This window comes from Synechococcus sp. H55.7 (genome assembly GCF_047462395.1).
Taxonomy (GTDB): domain Bacteria; phylum Cyanobacteriota; class Cyanobacteriia; order Thermostichales; family Thermostichaceae; genus Thermostichus.
Genome location: NZ_JANSJD010000008.1, coordinates 24,232 through 41,437 on the forward strand (window position 1 = coordinate 24,232; position 17,206 = coordinate 41,437).

The following is a 17,206-nucleotide window of genomic DNA, read 5'->3' on the forward strand; positions in this document are numbered from 1 at the left end:
CCATCCGCAGAAATACTCTTGACTGAGGCACAGTTGTTCAGATGGGTTGGGCTTAAAAGCTCATCATGCCTCTATAAGCCTTTCCTTATCCTCTCAAAAGAAGATTGAAATATGGAAATCTTGAGCACACATGTAAGATCCGGTATCGTGTTGCCGGGGCTGGTATTATGTCTTAAAAACGAGAGGCCATTTCATGGATTCGCAATCGGTAGCACCTGTGGTTCTGGTAATCCTGGACGGCTGGGGTTATCGGGACGCTCTCGATGGCAACGCGGTGCTGGCTGCCCAAACCCCTGTCCTGGATAGCCTTTGGGCTGCCTATCCCCATGCTCTGCTGCAAGCCTCAGGTCGAGCTGTGGGCCTGCCGGCAGGACAGATGGGCAACTCTGAAGTCGGGCATCTGACGTTGGGGGCAGGGCGGGTGGTACCGCAAGAATTGGTGCGTATCAGCGACGCCATCGAGACGGGATCCCTCTTCCAGGAGCCCCTCTTGCTGGAGGTGTGTTGCCAACTCAAAGAGCGAGGGGGCCGTTTTCATTTCATCGGCCTCTGCTCCGAAGGCGGGGTTCACTCCCACATCGACCATCTCTATGGCTTGCTTAAGTTGGCGACCCAGGCTGGGATCCCGGCCTATGTCCACGCCATCACCGATGGCCGCGATACCTTGCCTCGCGACGGGGCCAGGGTTCTGGCCGCCCTGGAAAAAGAGCTGCAACGGCTGGGCAATGGCGTCATCGCCACCCTGAGTGGCCGCTACTACGCCATGGATCGGGATCGGCGGTGGGAGCGCACCCAGAAGGCCTACGAGATCCTGACGGAAGACGGCCCTGGCTGTGGCCGCAGCGCTGCTGAGGTCATGGAAGACTTTTACGCCCAGGATGTTACCGACGAGTTCATTCCCCCCACTCGCTTGGCTCCGGGGGCGGTGCAGCCGGGAGATGCAGTCATCTTCTTCAACTTCCGACCGGATCGCGCCCGCCAGCTCACCCAAGCCTTCGTCTGCCCTGACTTTTCCGGTTTCCAGCGCCGTCTGATTCCGGATCTCACCTTTATCACCATGACGCAGTACGATCCAACCTTGCCGGTGCAGGTGCTCTTTAAGCCCCAGAACCTGGATCACCTGCTGGGCCAAGTGGTGAGCGAGGCCGGCCTCAAGCAGTTGCGCATTGCCGAGACGGAAAAGTACGCCCACGTCACCTACTTCTTCAACGGCGGCATCGAGCAGCCCTTTCCCGGCGAAGATCGCATCTTGGTGCCAAGCCCGCTGGTGGCCACCTACGACCAGATGCCGGAGATGTCGGCGGTGGAGGTGACCGACAAGGCTATCGAAGCTATCGCCCGCCGCGAATACAGCCTCGTGGTGCTCAACTATGCCAATCCCGACATGGTGGGCCACACCGGCAACTTCGAGGCCACCGTGCGGGCGCTGGAGACGGTGGATCGCTGCCTGGGCCGTCTGCTGGCGGCGGTGGTGGATGCGGGGGGTACCACCTTAATCTTGGCGGATCACGGCAACGCCGAGCTGATGTGGGACGAGCAGGGCAACCCTTGGACCGCCCACACCACCAACCCCGTCCCCTGCATCCTGGTGGAGGGGGAAAAGCGCAAAATCCCCAGTCGCGGCGGCAACGTCAAGCTGCGCTCCGACGGCACCCTGGCCGACGTGGCCCCCACCCTTCTGGAGATCTTAGGTCTGCCTCAACCTGCCGAGATGACAGGGCGCTCGCTCTTGCAGCCGGCAGAATACACCATCCTGCAGCGGCAACCCAGCCCAGTGGGGCGCTGAGACCGGGAATTGCTCACTCGGCCACTGGGATCCCAGCCTGGGCCAGCCAAGCTCTCAGCTCTTCCCAGTTGCGGTAGAGGGCCAAAACCTGCGAGCGCTCAGGGTGATAGGGGGCGCTCAGGCGCTCCAACTGCAAAAAGCGAGCCTGGGGAGGGATCACCGCCACTTCCGGATCGGGGGGTGTGGGCCGGCGCAGGGAGCTGCTGTAGCCGCGGTAGATCAGCACCAAATCAACTTCCCCCTCGCTTTCTACCTCCACCCGCAGCACCTCCTGGGGGTGAGCCTGGCTGTAGCGCTCCAAGGCCAGCGGCCAGGGCAAAGCACTCATGCCAGCTCCCCCTTGTCTGCACCGGGCCGCAGCCGCCAGACAAAGTAAACGCTATAGAGCAGGTAGGCCACCAAGCCCCACGCCCCCACGCTCCCCAGCAGCTCCGGCGGCACATTGGGATGGAAAATCTCTCGAAACCCCAGCGGCGGCTCAAGCCAAGCTCGACACTCCGCCGATAGAGAAGCCCGGAAGGCGCAGGGCACGAAGGCCCCCGAAAAGAGGATCCCGGCCCCCATGTAACCGGTTACAGCCCACCGCCAGAGCAAAAAAGCTCGTGCCGCCCAGCTTCTCGACTGCCTGAGAGCAGTGCTCCAATCTCGCCAGAACCACAGGCAGACCGGGATCAAGAGCCGCGCCATCGCCCCGCTCAAGAAGCTGATGGGCAGGCCACCAATCATCAAATACACCGTCACCGCCAAGAGGCTGGACACCCGCCAGTAAACGATCAAGAGCTGAATCAGAGGACGTAACCCCACCGCAAAAGCCCAAATTAGGAGAGCCAACGGCAGCACCACCGTCAGCGCCACGGCCAAGCTGTAGTCCACCCAGATCGCCTTGACCAGCCAACTCACGGGGATCATCCTCGCCCTTTCTTCTCACTGCCCCATAGTATATAGAGCGGCAGGGTCGGCGGGATCCACCTCAAAACAACAGGAGGTAACAGAATATTGCAGCTTCTCGGCCACCTTAGGCAAAACTTTACATCCGAGGGCTTTCAGAAAGTTTTCCATTTTTGCCGTTGCCGATCCGCGAAGGTGGTAGATTCTTAGAGGAACATCTCCGTCTGTCGAAGGGCTAGTCGTCTTTCGAGGCGATGATTGTAAGGTTCCATCCCGTCCTGGCCCGGCCCAACTCGTTAAGTATTGTTACTTAGTCGTGTTATTTTGGGTTAAGGCCAGATCCTCACAGGTGGTGACCTCATTCCCATGGCACGTTCTTCCCGACTTCTCTCCCACAGTCCTGCCCGTTGGAAGGCGACCCCGTGGAAGCCCAAGCCTTTGCCTCCCCTAGAGGAGGCGCCGCCTCCGTCCCAGCAGGAGGAGGATTTAGGCTGCCAGAGTGCGTCGCAGCCGTCGCTTGCTCCGGGCGAAGCGGGTTCGGGGGAGAAGGCGACAATGGCTGGCAGGAGCTATGAAGCGCTGCAGCTATGGCTGGTGGTGGTTACCTTGGGCGTGAGTCTGGCCATCGCTGTGGGAGTGGCCCTGGTCTACTCCCCAGGGGTGGCGGCCAACTACTTGCTCGGAGCAATCGTTGGCGTAGTCTATCTGCGCATGCTGGGCCGTGGTGTTGCGGAGCTGGGCAAAAGTCGCAGCCGGCTGGGCGTGACGCGCTTGGCTCTGTTTGTCGGGCTGATCGTCCTGGCCACTCAGGTGAAGTCTTTACAGATTTTGCCTATTTTTTTGGGGTTCATGACCTACAAGGTCGCCCTGCTCATTCATCTTGTCCAGACGCTGACTCGTTTATCCTCTTCTGCGTGATGCCCATGAACCTGTTCTTCTCCTCTCCTCCTCTTCTAGCAGAACTTGAGGTCGGCCATCACCTCTATTGGCACCTGGGCAAATTCACCGTTCACGGGCAGGTTTTGATTGCCAGTTGGATCGCCATCGCCCTGATCTTGGCCGTGGTGCTGTTGGGGACTCGTCAACTGCAGCGGGAGCCGTCTGGCCTGCAAAACTTCGTTGAGTATGCCCTGGAATTTGTGCAAAGCATTGCCCGCGCCCAGATTGGCGAGCGCAACTTCCGGCCCTGGGTGCCCTATGTTGGCACCTTGTTCTTGTTCATCTTTGTCTCCAACTGGATGGGCAACCTCTTCCCTTGGAAGTTGATTCCCCTGCCGGAAGGAGAGCTGGCCTCTCCCACCAACGACATCAACACCACCGCCGGCTTGGCGCTGCTCACCAGCGTCATGTATTTTGTAGCCGGTATTAGCAAGCGAGGGCTGTCCTACTTTAAAAAGTACATCGAGCCCACGCCGGTTCTGTTGCCCATCAACGTCCTGGAAGATTTCACCAAACCTCTCTCGCTGAGCTTCCGTCTGCTCGGCAACATCTTGGCAGAGGAGCTGGTGATCGCGGTGTTGGTGTTGCTGGTGCCGTTGTTGATCCCGGTGCCGGTGATGATCCTGTTCCTGTTTACAGGGGCCATTCAGGCTTTGATCTTCGCGACGCTCTCGGCAGCTTACATTGGAGAGGCGCTGGAAGGTCATGGGGGTGGGGATCACCACGATTGACCCAGGAGTTGAGCCAGCCGCCGAGTTCAGGGCCCAGCTCTCAAAACCTCTCCAATGGGTCGTTGCAAGGGATCCCTTCTCTGGTAAGGTTTGTTGGGGCCGAGAGGCCGCCGACAAAGAGGCGATCGGTTAAATAAAGCCAGATCACCTCGACGCTCAAAGCGCTGTTGCGTTCGTGTCAACCCTCTGTTTTGTACTGACAAGGAGCATCTCACTATGGATCCGTTAACCTCTGCTGCTTCTGTTTTGTCTGCCGCTCTGGCAATTGGCCTGGGATCCCTGGGCCCGGGGCTGGGCCAGGGGAATGCTGCCGCCGCCGCTATGGAAGGGCTGGCCCGTCAGCCGGAAGCAGAAGATAAAATCCGCGGCAACCTGCTGGTCAGCCTGGCCTTCATGGAAGCGTTGACCATCTACGGCTTGGTGGTGGCACTGGTACTTTTGTTTGCCAACCCCTTCGCCTAATGCCTCTGGGGGCGGCCCAGGCCGAGAGCTGGGGTCTTGCCCCCCTTCCCTGCTCGATCTCAGATCCTGTTTCTGTTGGTGCGGCCTCATGATTTGTTCAACTTTGTTGGCCGTCGAAGCTGCCGAGAAAAATGGCCTCTTCGATCTGGATGCCACCTTGCCCATCATTGCCGTCCAATTTCTGCTGCTGGTGGCCGTGCTCAACTCCCTTTTCTACGAGCCGGTTACTCGGGTCATCGACAGCCGCAACGACTACATCCGCACCACCCAGGCGGAGGCCCAGGAGCGGTTGGACAAGGCGATGGCTCTGACCCGCCAGTACGAGGCTGAGATCGGCAAGGCCCGCCTACAGGCGCAGCAGGTGATCGCCGAGGCGGAAGCGGCTGCAGCCCGCATCCGTGCGGAGAAGCTGGCGGCAGCCCAGACGGAGATCCAAGCCAAGCTGGAGGCGGCGCGGCGGCAAGTTGAGCAGGAAAAGCAGACGGCGCTCGAACAACTGCAGCAGCAAGTGGATGCCATTGCCGCCCAGATCACCGAGAAGCTGTTGGGCAGCGCCCGTTAAGTGGCCGGTTGAACATTCCTTGGGAGTAGCGCGTGATGCTGGTGTGGAGCCTGATGCCCGCTTGGCTTTTGGCCATGGCAGAAGCCGCGGAAGTATCCCCAGAAAAGGGGCTCTTGGATGCGATTCTGGAAAGCAACTTAATCAACATCGCCATCATCCTCACCTTGCTGTACATTTTGGGGCGCCGGGTGGTGGGGGAAGCTCTGGCCAAGCGGCGAGAAGGCATCCTCGAGGAGCTGCGCCAGGCGGAGCAGCGCAAGCAGGAGGCGATCGAGAGGCTGGCGGAAGAACAACAAAAGCTGGCGCAGGCCCAGCAAGAGGCGGAGCGCATTCGCAAACAGGCGGAGGCCAATGCGGAAGCCCGCCGGCAGGAGCTGTTGCAGCAGGCGGAGCGGGAGATCGAGCGGCTGCGCGCCAACGCCGAAAGGGATCTCTCTGCTGAACAAGAGCAAATTGTCCAGGAGCTGCGCCGCCAGATCGTGCGCCAAGCCCTGCGCAAGGTGGAGCAGGAGCTGCCGCAGCACCTCAGCGAGCAGGTTCACCAGCGCCTGATCGAACAAGGGATCCAGATGATTGCCCGCTAAGGAGGAGGAAGGGAAAAGCATGATCAGCCGCACCATGGCCGCCAAGGTGGTCGATCCCTACGCCGAAGCCCTGGTTTCTCTTGCCTCTGCTCAGGGGCTAATGGATACCTTTGAGGCCGACATCCGTTTTATGGCCGCGGTTCTGCAGGCCACGCCGGAGCTGGGCCAATTCCTCGCCAGCCCCCTGATCAAGGCGGAAGCCAAGAAAAACCTGCTGCAGCAGGTGTTTGCCGACCAGATCCACCCCCTGCTGCTGAATGCTCTTAAGCTGTTGTGCGACCGTCGCCGTATCATGTTCCTCGAGGCCGTCTGCCGGCGGTTCTTGGAGCTGCAGCGGAAGCTGCAAGATATCGTCCTGGCCGAGGTGACCACGGCGGTACCTCTGACCGAGGCGCAACAGCAGTCGATCCGCGAGCGGGTAAGAGACTTCACGCAGACCAGGGGTGTGGAGCTCCAGATTGCCCAAGATCCCACGTTGCTGGGTGGGGTGATCATCAAGATCGGATCCCAGGTGATCGACCTCAGCTTGCGCGGCCAGTTGCGCCGGCTGGCGCTGCAGTTGGCCTAAATTGGCCCAGCGTTTTCCTCAATGATTTTTTTGGATCCCTTCCTATTCCGTTGAGAGGACTGCTATGCCTACGATTCGCCCAGACGAGATCAGTACCATCATCAAGCAGCAGATCGAACAGTATAACCAGGAGATGCAGATCTCCAATGTCGGTACCGTCCTGCAGGTGGGAGACGGCATTGCCCGCATCTACGGCCTGGAGAAGGTGATGGCCAGCGAACTGTTGGAATTTGAGGATGGCACCACCGGTATTGCCCTTAACCTAGAAGAAGACAACGTCGGCGCAGTGTTGATCGGCTCCGGGCGCAACATCCAAGAAGGATCCACCGTCAAAGCCACGGGCAGAATTGCCAGCATCCCTGTAGGGGAAGCCCTGCTGGGCCGCGTAGTGGATCCCCTGTGCAATCCCATCGACGGCAAAGGGCCGATTCACTGCACCGAGACGCGCCTCATTGAGTCCCCGGCCCCCGGCATTATCGATCGCCGCTCCGTGTACGAGCCTCTGCAAACCGGCATCACCGCCATTGACGCTCTAATCCCCATCGGGCGGGGGCAGCGGGAGCTGATCATCGGCGACCGCCAAACCGGCAAGACCACCGTTGCCGTGGACACGATCCTGAACCAGAAAGGGCAGGATGTGATCTGCATCTACGTAGCCATTGGCCAGAAGCAGAGCACCATCGCCCAGGTGGTGGGCATCCTGACCGAGCGAGGGGCGATGGACTACAGCATTGTGGTGGCTGCCGGCGCTGACAGCCCGGCACCGCTGCAGTGGTTGGCCCCCTATTGTGGCGCCACCATTGCCGAGTACTTTATGTACCAGGGTAAGCACACTTTGGTGGTCTATGACGACCTCTCCAAGCAGGCGGTGGCCTACCGGCAGATGTCGCTGCTGTTGCGGCGTCCGCCCGGTCGGGAAGCCTACCCAGGGGATGTATTCTATCTGCACTCGCGGCTGCTGGAGCGGGCGGCCAAGCTGAACAGCCGGCTGGGCGAGGGATCCATGACGGCGCTGCCGATTGTGGAAACCCAGGCCAACGACGTGTCGGCCTATATTCCCACCAACGTTATCTCCATCACCGATGGTCAGATCTTCTTGGAGTCGGATCTGTTCAACGCCGGCATTCGCCCGGCCATCAACGTTGGCATCTCTGTCAGCCGCGTCGGCTCGGCGGCCCAGACCAAGGCGATGAAGAAAGTGGCCGGCTCGATCAAGGTGGAACTGGCGCAATTTCGCGATCTGGAAGCCTTTGCCCAATTTGCCTCTGATCTGGACGAGGCCACCCAGAAGCAATTGGCCCGCGGCCAACGGCTGCAGGAGATCCTCAAGCAGCCGCAATATTCGCCCCTGTCTTTGGATCAGCAGGTGGCAATTATCTACGCCGGGACGCGGGGGTATTTGGACGACATTCCGGTGGAGAAAGTCTCCAGCTTCAAACAGGGCCTGCTGTCCTACTTGGGCACCACCCATCCCAAGTATGGCGAGATCGTCCTCTCCACCAAGCAACTCACTGAAGAGGCGGAAGAGATCTTGAAAACCGCCATCACGGAGTTCAAACAGAGCTTCCTGGCCAAGGCGGCTTAGTTGCCGGGGATCCCTGCTTTGGGGATCCCCATCCAGTAACCACAGCAGAGGGGATTGGTTATGGCAAACCTAAAGCGGATTCGCGATCGCATCAAGGCGGTGAAAAACACCCGCAAGATTACAGAGGCCATGCGCCTGGTGGCGGCAGCGCGGGTGCGACGGGCCCAGGAGCAGGTGATGGCCACCCGTCCCTTCGCCGACCGCCTGGCCCAGGTTTTCTATCGGCTGCAAACGCGGTTGCGGCTGGAAAATGTCGAGTTGCCTCTGCTGAAGCAGCGGCCCATTGAAACGGTGGGCCTGTTGGTGGTGGCTGGGGATCGGGGCCTGTGCGGTGCTTACAATGCCAACGTTATCAAGCGCACCGAGGAGCGGGTGCGCGAGCTGCAGGAGACGGGGCTGCAGGTGCAGCTTTACCTGGTGGGCCGCAAGGTGGTGCAGTATTTTCAGCGCCGCTCCGCTCCCATTGCCAAGACCTACGTGAACTTGTCGCAGATTCCTACGGCGGCGGAAGCTGCGCAAATAGGGGATCAGCTCCTCTCCGCTTTCCTGTCCGAGAAAGTAGACAAGGTGGAGCTGATCTACACCCGCTTTGTCTCGCTGATCAGCTCCCGTCCGGTGGTGCAATCGCTGCTACCTCTGGATCCCACGCGCCTGGCTGCCCGCGACGACGAGATTTTTAACCTGCTGGTGCGGGGGGGAGAGTTCACGGTCGAGCGCAGCAAGATCGTTGCTCCTGTCTCAGCCCCGCCGCCAGACATGATCTTCGAGCAGGATCCGGTGCAGATTTTGGACGCGCTGCTGCCGCTGTACTTGAACAACCAGTTGTTGCGGGCTTTGCAGGAAGCAGCGGCCAGCGAGTTGGCGGCCCGCATGACGGCCATGAACAATGCCAGCGACAACGCCAGCGAACTCATCCGCACACTGGGCCTTGCCTACAACAAAGCTCGGCAGGCGGCTATCACCCAGGAGATCCTGGAGGTAGTTGCCGGAGCTGAGGCCCTATAAACTTCTCTCCCACCCTCACCCCCAACCCCTCTCCCAGAGGGAGAGGGGAGTTAGGGAACGACGTAGGGAGACGTTTTATTTGAGGAGCCTAGATTGCGTCGCTGGGCTATCTGGGCGTTGAGCAGGATCACCGGCAAAATCCCCACCAGGACAATCGCCAAGGCGGGGGCGCCGGCCTCGGCCAGGCGTTCGTCAGCAGCCATGCGGTAGGTGTGGACGGCCAAGGTATCGAAGTTAAAGGGCCGCAACACCATCGTGGCCGGCAGCTCCTTCATCACATCTACAAACACCAGCAGCATCGCTCCCAGGATCCCGCCCCCCATCAGGGGCAGGTGCACCCGCCACAGGGTGCCCAGGGATCCCTGCCCCAAGCTGCGGGCTGCCTCATCCAGACTGGGAGGAATGCGCGCTAGCGTCGCCTCGACGGTGGACAGAGCCACCGCCAAAAAGCGCACCAGATAGCCAAACACCAACGCTAAAATAGTGCCGCTGATCACCAGACCGGGCGGCTGTTGAAAGAGCGCCTGCCGCAAGTAGCTCAGCAGTCGATCCAGTTGCCCCAGGGGAATCAGAACTCCTACTGCAATCACCACGCCCGGTAGCGCGTAGCCCAGGGAAGATAGCCGCACCGCCAGCCGCAGGCCCCAGGCCCGCTGCAGCCGCAAACCGTACAGCACCACCACCGCCACCAAGACGGCGATCACCGCCGTGATCGTCGAGAGGAGAAAGCTGTTCTGGGCGTAGCTCCAAAAGCGGCGGCCCAATTCCCCCTGGCGCAGGGTCATATGGAGCAGGATCAGGGCAGGGATAACGAAGCCCAGCCCAATCGGGATCCCACAGGCTAGCCACGCCCCCACCCCCCGGATCCCGTGCAAGGGATAACGACTTGGGTTTGGCTTGAATCCTTGGCGATAGTAGCGCGCCCGCCGGCGGGAAAATTGCTCCAGGGCCATCAGTAGCAACACCAACAGCAACAGCAGCGCTGAAAGCTGAGCTGCTGCCACCGGATTGCCCAGAGCTGTCCAGGTGCGGTAGATGCCGGTAGTAAAGGTATCGACCCCAAAATAGCTGACGGTGCCGAAATCGTTCAGGGTCTCCATCAAAGCCAGCAGACAGCCGGCCACGATCCCCGGCCGGGCCAAGGGCAAGGCCACCCGGAAAAAGCTAGCCCACGGCCCGTAGCCCAAGGAGCGGCTCACCTCCAAACAGACCACCGACTGTTCCTGGAAGGCCAGCCGCGCCGAGAGATACACATAGGGGTAGAGGGTGAGGACGAGCAGCAGGATCGCCCCCCACAAGGAGCGAATGTTGGGGAACCAGTAGTCGCCGATCCCCCAGCCGGCAACCCGCCGCAGCCAGGTCTGGAAGCCGCCGGTTACTTGCAAAAAATCGGTGTAAGCGTAGGCCAACACATAAGTGGGAGCCGCCAGGGGCAACACCAGCATCCACTCTAGCCAGGCCCGCCCCCAGAATTCGCACATTGTCACCAGCCAGGCAGTGCCGCTGCCCACCAGGATGACTCCCAGCGCCACCCCCACCATCATCAGCAGGCTGTTGCGCACGTACAGCCCCAAGACCGTGTCGGCCAGGTGCTCCCAAACCTGCCGCTCATCAGCAAAAAGGCTGAGGAGAACCGTCAGAGTGGGAATCAAAATTAAGCCCGTCAGGGCTAAGGTCAGCAACGTCCAACCGCTGAACCAGCGCGTCCAAGCTCTCTTGAGAGAATGGTCAAAGCGTTTACCCAGATTTAGCCAAGCTAACTTTTCCATCAATTGCAATTGAAATCCCTGAGAGCTGGCAAAAACTTTTTCTTCACCGTACTGTTTCCCAATTGTCAGGCAAATCTTAGGAAAAAACAAAGAAGCTAAGTCTCAAGACTCAAACTTGGGACTTGGTTCTGCTTTGGGGCTGCAACCGGGGAGCCAAGAAGAAAGCTCTCGGCAACCCCGGCGCTTTTCATCGCCAACCGGCCCGATCCATCACTTTCAGGGCATCGGGGGTAACGCGGCCAATGCTGGCGGCGTTGATCGTGTCTTCCTTGAAGGTGCCAAGGCTGGCCACCACCGAGTCGATCTCCGCCCCCGGCAGCACCGGGTATTCGTTGTTGCTCTGGGCAAAGATGGCCTGCGCCTCTGGGCCGGAGAGGAACTCCAGAAACTGGATGGCGGCCTCTTTGTTGGGAGCTGTTTTCAGAATGCCGGCGCCGCTGATGTTGACGTGGGTGCCGCGATCCTGTTGGTTGGGAAAGAAGACGCCGATCTTTTCGGCTACGGCCCGATCTTCAGGATTGTCGGATTTGATCAAACGCGGCAAATAGTAGGTGTTGGACAGCGCCACATCCCCCACTCCGGCAGCCACGGCTTTGATTTGATCAATGTCTCCCCCTTCCGGCGGGCGGGCAAAGTTGGCCACCAAGCCCCGCGCCCACTGTTCGGTTTCTGGGATCCCGTGCGCCAAGATGATGGAAGCCGTCAGAGATTGGCTGTACACATTGCTGGAGGAGCGGGTGAGCACCTTGCCCCGCCACTTGGGGTTGGCCAGATCTTCGTAGGTGGAGAGCTCCTTGGGATCCACCTTGTCTTTGTTGTACATGATCACCCTGGCCCGCTTGGTTAGGCCAAACCAGTAGCCTTCCGGATCCCGCAGCGATTCCGGGATGTTCTTAGAGAGCGTCTCGGACTGGATGGGCTGAAACAGGCCTTCGTTCTGGGCGCGCCACAGCCGGGCAATATCTACGGTCATAAAGATATCGGCAGGGCTGTTGGATCCCTCGCTGCGGATGCGCTGGGCGATCTCGTCGGCGTTGCCCTGCACCCAATTGACAGTAATGCCCGTTTTCTGTTTGAAGAGGTCGTACAATTTTTCATCGGTGCCGTAGTGCCGAGAGGTGTAGAGGTTCACCTCCCGGTTGGCGCCGCGGGCCGGACGCCCCAGCAAGCCTGCCGCCAAGGCTACAGAGCCCAGCGCGGCTCCGCTGACCAGTTGCCGTCGCGATAAGCGCATACCCAACTCCTAAACTCAAAAACATTTCAAGAAAGGCTGCTGCATTGACCCAGTCAGCAATGCCTTTACCCGAGAAAGCACTTGAAAACCCCCTCCCTGAATCAGGGCAGTTCCCTCAAATGCCGGCCTTTTGACCCTTCTCTAGGCCAAGCTTATTGAGATTTTTATTCAAGAACTTTGCTCTGGGGCAATGATAGAGGATCCTGAGTACCGAGTCAAGCTGTTGGGAGTCGTTCTCATCTTTGAACCGTTTGGCCCAAGATCCGCCAACTCTCGCTGGAAACAAGAGCCAAGGTCGCTTCTCATCGCGGCTGGCCGGGCAAGGGGATCCCTTACCGGAATATTTTGGGTAGGGCGGGGTTCTAGACCTGCCTTGGGTATAAAGGGAGCAGGGTAGGTGGTGGAGTATGGTGGGATCCCTTTCTCATCAATGGCTGGATGAGCAACTGCAGGACAATGGCCGGGATCCGGGTGTTTTCATCCTGGTCTGTGGCTACAACGACTTGGCAGCGTTGACGCTGCAGATTCTGGAAGACTTTGGACAGCGCGCGGTGGTGGTGGCTCCCGGCCCGCGGCCTTCTTTATTAAAAGAGCAGTGGCAATACCTAGAGGGGGATCCCCATCAGCCGGAGGTGTTGCGCCGGGCTGGGATCGAGCGGATCAAGGTGGCATTGCTTGTGGAGGACAACGACCAAGCCAACTTCGAGCTGGCTCTCTTGATTCGGGATCTCAACCCGCAGGTGCGCATTGTCTCTCGTCTGTTTAACACCGGCCTTGCCCGCTACCTGGACTCGATTTTGCCGCAGCATTTTTCCCTGTCGGTGGCTGCCTTGGCTGCGCCGGCCTTTGCTCTGAAAGCTGTCTCGGACGAATTTGTCGGCTACTTCGAGCTGCCCCAGTTAGAGGCTCAGCTGGCCACGCTGCCGCCGGAGCTGGCGAATCCGCTTTATTTTGGCGCTCCCCAAGAGACCACCCTCTGGAACGTGGTGGAGCTGACCATCGGCTACAACTCCCGTCTGCTGCACATGCCCCTCTCGGAACTGGAGGAAACCTTTCGGGCGCGGGTGCTGTTTCACTACCCGGTGGACGGGCTGTCCGACTTTTCCGAGTCTCGGGTTTTCGACGATTTCGACCACGAGGCAGAGCTGCTGGAGGGGGATCGCATTTTGGTGATCTGCGACCCCAGATCCTATCTGCACCTGTTGGAGCGCAACGGGCGGCGCGGCTCTTCGCGGGCACAACGCTGGGCCAGCGGACAGGTGCAAGACAAACGACAACAACAGCGAGGCAACTCGTTCAGGCAGCTCCTATCTTGGCTGCGCAGAAGCCTGCAGGGACTGCTGCAGGTCAAGCCCATCGTGCGCACCCTCACCTTCACCTTGGGAGCCATGCTGGTGCTGGGGATCCTTAACTTTAGAGCTATCGGCAAATCCGTGGTTGACGGGCTGTTGCTGACCATCGTGGTGTTGACGGGGGGGTATGGGGACATCGAGGCTTTTCAGCAGGCGGAGACCCCTCTAGGGGTGAAGGTGGTGGCGGTGGTCATGACCTTGGTGGGGGCTGCCCTGGTGGGGTTGATCTACGGATTGGTGACCGACAAGTTGGTGAGCAGCCGCTTTGGCTTGGGCCGGGCCGCCCGTATGCCCAAAGCGGATCACGTGGTGATCGCGGGGTTGGGACGGCTGAGCTACTTGGTGCTGCAGTTGTTGCGGCAAATGGGCTATGAGGTGGTGGTTGTGGAGCCCGACAGCGACAATCCCCTGCTGGCGGCGACGGAACGGGAGGGGGCGGTGGTGATCCGGGGCAACTACGCCTTGGCCAGCACGCTGCAACAGGCTCGCATCCAAAGCAGCCGCTCTTTGATCTGCACGACGCCTGACGATCTCACCAACCTCGAGACCGCCCTGACCGCCCACAGCCTGCAACCTGGGATCCGCACCATTTTGCGGGTCACGGATCCTGAGCTGGCGGCGCGGATGCAGCGGCATCTGCAGACGCTGGGAACCAGCTACAGCACCACGGCCCTGGGGGCGCGGGCTTTTGCTACGGCAGCGTTGGTGGGATCCGTTTACGGCACCTTGACTTGGGACGGGGAAACGCTGCTGGTGACGCTGCTGGAGGTCTCGGCCCATGACCCTTACCTGGGGCTATCCCTACGGCAACTGGCCCAGGATTACGACCTGGCGATCTTGCTGCATCACTCCCGACCGGGCCGGCCCTGTGTTTTTCCCAAGATCTGGCAGAAAGAGGGCGAGACCCTGTTGAAGCGGGGGGATCGTCTATACGTGATGGGGACGGTGGGATCCCTGATTCGCCTGGCCCAGGGACGCCCTCTGCCGCCGGAACTCTATCAAGTGCGGCTTTTGGAATACCGCAACCCCTACTTTGAAGACGAGATCCTCTCCACCTTGGCGTTTTATGCGCGGCTGCCCAAGACGGCCCTGAAGCCGCTGTTGCGCTGCCTGCCGGCGGTGGTGAGCCCCCCTCTCCCCCGCGACAAGGCCATTAAGTTGGCCCGCCAACTGCGCAAAATGAGCACCGAGGTGCAGGTGTTTGCCCAGGTGCAGGCCGAGCGGCGGATCCCTGAAGTCCTCTAGGGCTTTTCCGCCACAAGGCGCACAAAGCGATTTTGCCCGTAGAGCTCTTGCGCCACCACTCTCAAGCCAACCTTCTCCAACAGCCAGGCTAGATCCTCAGCGCTGAAGCGGTTGTGCTCGTAGAAGTGGGTAAACTGATCCACCAAGGTGTCTAGGGATGTTTCCATCTGAAACAGTTGGGCTTCTGTGGCCGCATCGAAGTAGAGGCTAAGTGGGGCGCGCACCCAGTCCACCAGCAAAAACCGCCCCCCTGGCTTGAGCAGACGCCGCACCGCTTGCAACAGGCGCACCGGCTGCACCATCTCGTGGATCACCACCACCGCCTGAGCCGCGTCAACGCTGCAATCTGGCAGGGGCAAATGGGGATCGTGGAGATCGGCCTGCAGCAGTTGAAGGCCAGGGACGCCTTTCAAGTCTGCCGCTGCCCGCTCCAACATGTAGGGCATTAGATCTACGCCAATGAAATGTCCGCCGGGGTAGCGCTGGGCCCACTGCCGGAGGACATACCCCGGCCCCGTTCCCAGATCCAGCAGGCAGGGCGCAGCGGGCAAGCAGGGCTCAACATGCTGCTGCCAAAACTGCCAAAAGGTCTCATTGAAGCGGCCAGGAGCAGTAGCCAGCATGCGCTCGCAAAAGCTGGGGCCACGGTGGTGCTGGTAAAGGAGCTGAAAGGTATCGAGGCCAGCTTGGGTCATGGCTGAGCATCCTCAACAGATCCTGGGAACAAAGTCAGAGGCGTAGGCAGGGCATCGCAGCAACTCAAAATGTCGGCCTAGCGAGCAGAGGAAGCGGTGGAGAAGTTGGCGATGGCCGTCTCCAGGTCGTCAAAACAGGTCAAGACCTTCTCCATCGAGGTGAGGCTGAGGACGAGGGCGACGCTTTCCGGAACGCAACAGAGGCTGAGGTTGCCGCCGGCAGTCCGGCACTTGCGCAAGGCCGAGATCAGCACCCCCAGGCCGGAGCTGTCCATAAAAGTAACCGCCGACATGTCGATCAACAGGTTGTGGTAACCAAAATCCAAAACCTGCTGCAGCAACTGCCGCACTTCGGAAGCGACCTTGGCGTCAAAGCGACCTTCCAACGGCACAATCGCCAGTTGTTGCCCTTGCGGAGTTTCGGCGGTACGGATGCGCAGCTTAAAATCCATTGCTTCCAGTCAAGACCTCATGCCCCACCTTAGCACCATCGGTTGCTGCTATGACCCCCTCGGCAGAAAATCCCTCTTCTGCAGACAGAGAGGGTATCCTTCTTTGCCATGGCAACTTCCCACTGGTTGAGATTGTCTGCCGGATCTAGGCGCGCTGTGCCGTTGAGGCAGCTACCCTCCCTTCCTCTTCAGCCAGGGAGCAGTCCCTCACCCCCGGCCCCTCTCCCAAAGGGAGAGGGGAGCAATCCCTCACCCCCAGCCCCTCTCCCAAAGGGAGAGGGGAGCTAACTGCTCCGCCTGCAGACAGAGGGATCCAACCTTTACTTCCCGTCTCAGATCCTGGCGGGATCGAGGGCGTAAGTCGAATCGAACGCGGCAAGGGACATGTGCAAGCGGGGTCGGTGCATGGCCAGCAACTGGGCCAAGCGCTTGCGCAGCTCGGTTCGCGGCACAATTGCGTCGATAAGCCCCTGGGCCAGCAGGTACTCGGCAGTCTGGAAGCCTTCGGGAAGCTTGCCCTTGCCGATGGTTTGCTCAATAACATTGGGCCCGGCAAACCCCACCTGGGCGCCTGGCTCGGCCAGGATCAAGTCTCCCAGCATGGCAAAGCTGGCGGTCACCCCCCCATAGGTGGGATGGGTAAGCACGGAGATAAACAACTGGCCGGCTTCGCGGTGCCTTTGCAGAGCGGCTGCCGTTTTGGCCATCTGCATCAGGCTGAGGATCCCTTCCTGCATGCGGGCTCCCCCAGAGGCCGAAAAAAGGATCAGGGGTAGGTGATCGCAGGTGGCGCGTTCGGTGAGACGGGTAATCTTCTCGCCTACGACCGAGCCCATGCTGCCGCCCATAAAGCGAAAATCCATCACGCCCATCGCCACCGGGATCCCTTCCAGAGTGCCCAACCCGGTCAGGACGGCATCCTTGAGCTGGGTGCGCTCCTGGTAGGCGGCCAGGCGCTCGGCGTAGGGCTTTTGGTCGAAAAAGTGCAGCGGATCGGTGGGGGCCAGGTGCTCGTCGAGGGGCTGCCAGGAGCCGGGATCCAAAAGCTGCTCCAGCCGCTGCGGGGCTGTGATGCGATGGTGGTAGCCACAGCTTGGACAAACCTGCCAGTTCTGCTGCAGATCTTTGCTGTAGGTGAGAGCGTCGCAAGCTGGACACTTCTGCCAGAGGCCGTCGGCAATCTCTCGCACTTGCCGCTCTTTGTCGAAGGGGCTGCTGCCTGTCAAGTTGAGGGAAGTCTGTTTGCGCCGCTCGGCAAACCAATCCAGTAAAGACATAGCCGCTGAGGTACCCCCCTAGCTAGGGATGGCCAGAGCTGAATCTACAAGCCCTGCCGGTGAGCTGCGAAA

At 60.1% G+C, this 17,206-nt stretch carries 17 protein-coding genes; 10 read left to right on the forward strand and 7 right to left on the reverse strand.

Annotated elements, in window-relative coordinates; genetic code table 11:
- The first annotated feature begins 193 nt into the window (after nt 1–193).
- The gene (gene gpmI, locus NW851_RS05415; RefSeq protein ID WP_414337238.1) at nt 194–1,786 is read left to right on the forward strand and encodes a 2,3-bisphosphoglycerate-independent phosphoglycerate mutase; all 1,593 of its coding nucleotides are present in this window, start codon (nt 194–196) and stop codon (nt 1,784–1,786) included.
- Between the two features lie 13 nt (nt 1,787–1,799).
- Here the strand turns inward: gpmI and NW851_RS05420 are convergent, their stop codons facing one another.
- Together NW851_RS05420 and NW851_RS05425 are read right to left on the reverse strand one after the other, a co-directional pair.
- Nucleotides 1,800–2,114: a hypothetical protein gene (locus NW851_RS05420; RefSeq protein ID WP_414333055.1), complete on the reverse strand. Its 315-nt coding sequence runs from the start codon at nt 2,112–2,114 to the stop codon at nt 1,800–1,802.
- Nucleotides 2,111–2,695, reverse strand: coding sequence for a DUF3177 family protein (locus NW851_RS05425; protein ID WP_414333057.1), 585 nt, complete (start codon nt 2,693–2,695; stop codon nt 2,111–2,113). The genes NW851_RS05420 and NW851_RS05425 overlap by 4 nt, the downstream gene beginning before the upstream one ends.
- A 534-nt stretch (nt 2,696–3,229) precedes the next feature.
- Between NW851_RS05425 and NW851_RS05430 the strand changes: the two genes are divergently transcribed.
- The 8 genes from NW851_RS05430 (at nt 3,230) to NW851_RS05465 (ending at nt 9,110) form a co-directional block, all read left to right on the forward strand.
- A complete protein-coding gene (locus NW851_RS05430; protein WP_414333058.1) occupies nt 3,230–3,592 on the forward strand; it encodes a hypothetical protein in 363 nt (120 codons plus the stop codon).
- A 5-nt stretch (nt 3,593–3,597) separates the two neighbouring features.
- Complete coding sequence (atpB, locus tag NW851_RS05435) at nt 3,598–4,344, forward strand: F0F1 ATP synthase subunit A (protein WP_414337278.1); 747 nt, start codon at nt 3,598–3,600, stop codon at nt 4,342–4,344.
- Nucleotides 4,345–4,560: 216 nt separating this feature from the next.
- Nucleotides 4,561–4,806, forward strand: a complete 246-nt coding sequence (gene atpE, locus NW851_RS05440) for an ATP synthase F0 subunit C (RefSeq protein ID WP_011430931.1) — start codon at nt 4,561–4,563, stop codon at nt 4,804–4,806.
- 88 nt (nt 4,807–4,894) lie between these two features.
- Nucleotides 4,895–5,368, forward strand: coding sequence for a F0F1 ATP synthase subunit B' (locus NW851_RS05445; protein ID WP_414333062.1), 474 nt, complete (start codon nt 4,895–4,897; stop codon nt 5,366–5,368).
- Between the two features lie 35 nt (nt 5,369–5,403).
- On the forward strand, nt 5,404–5,952 hold the full coding sequence (locus NW851_RS05450; RefSeq protein ID WP_414337239.1) for a F0F1 ATP synthase subunit B: 549 nt from the start codon (nt 5,404–5,406) through the stop codon (nt 5,950–5,952).
- Between the two features lie 19 nt (nt 5,953–5,971).
- On the forward strand, nt 5,972–6,520 hold the full coding sequence (atpH, locus tag NW851_RS05455; RefSeq protein WP_414337240.1) for an ATP synthase F1 subunit delta: 549 nt from the start codon (nt 5,972–5,974) through the stop codon (nt 6,518–6,520).
- A gap of 64 nt (nt 6,521–6,584) precedes the next feature.
- A complete protein-coding gene (gene atpA / locus NW851_RS05460; RefSeq protein ID WP_414333068.1) occupies nt 6,585–8,105 on the forward strand; it encodes a F0F1 ATP synthase subunit alpha in 1,521 nt (506 codons plus the stop codon).
- Between the two features lie 60 nt (nt 8,106–8,165).
- On the forward strand, nt 8,166–9,110 hold the full coding sequence (locus NW851_RS05465) for a F0F1 ATP synthase subunit gamma (RefSeq protein ID WP_414333069.1): 945 nt from the start codon (nt 8,166–8,168) through the stop codon (nt 9,108–9,110).
- 50 nt (nt 9,111–9,160) lie between these two features.
- Here the strand turns inward: NW851_RS05465 and NW851_RS05470 are convergent, their stop codons facing one another.
- Together NW851_RS05470 and NW851_RS05475 are read right to left on the reverse strand one after the other, a co-directional pair.
- On the reverse strand, nt 9,161–10,879 hold the full coding sequence (locus NW851_RS05470; protein WP_414337241.1) for an ABC transporter permease: 1,719 nt from the start codon (nt 10,877–10,879) through the stop codon (nt 9,161–9,163).
- 187 nt (nt 10,880–11,066) lie between these two features.
- Nucleotides 11,067–12,119, reverse strand: coding sequence for a Fe(3+) ABC transporter substrate-binding protein (locus NW851_RS05475; protein ID WP_414337242.1), 1,053 nt, complete (start codon nt 12,117–12,119; stop codon nt 11,067–11,069).
- Nucleotides 12,120–12,520: 401 nt separating this feature from the next.
- Here NW851_RS05475 and NW851_RS05480 point away from each other — a divergent pair, with 401 nt between their 5' ends.
- Nucleotides 12,521–14,710 carry an NAD-binding protein gene (locus NW851_RS05480; protein WP_414333074.1) on the forward strand — a complete coding sequence of 730 codons (2,190 nt, stop codon included), beginning with the start codon at nt 12,521–12,523 and terminating at the stop codon, nt 14,708–14,710.
- Here the strand turns inward: NW851_RS05480 and NW851_RS05485 are convergent.
- The 3 genes from NW851_RS05485 to accD form a co-directional block, all read right to left on the reverse strand.
- On the reverse strand, nt 14,707–15,405 hold the full coding sequence (locus tag NW851_RS05485) for a class I SAM-dependent methyltransferase (protein ID WP_414333075.1): 699 nt from the start codon (nt 15,403–15,405) through the stop codon (nt 14,707–14,709). The genes NW851_RS05480 and NW851_RS05485 overlap by 4 nt on opposite strands.
- A gap of 77 nt (nt 15,406–15,482) precedes the next feature.
- Nucleotides 15,483–15,857, reverse strand: coding sequence for an STAS domain-containing protein (locus NW851_RS05490; RefSeq protein ID WP_414333076.1), 375 nt, complete (start codon nt 15,855–15,857; stop codon nt 15,483–15,485).
- 332 nt (nt 15,858–16,189) lie between these two features.
- Complete coding sequence (accD, locus tag NW851_RS05495) at nt 16,190–17,134, reverse strand: acetyl-CoA carboxylase, carboxyltransferase subunit beta (RefSeq protein WP_414333078.1); 945 nt, start codon at nt 17,132–17,134, stop codon at nt 16,190–16,192.
- Between the last annotated feature and the right edge of the window lie 72 nt (nt 17,135–17,206).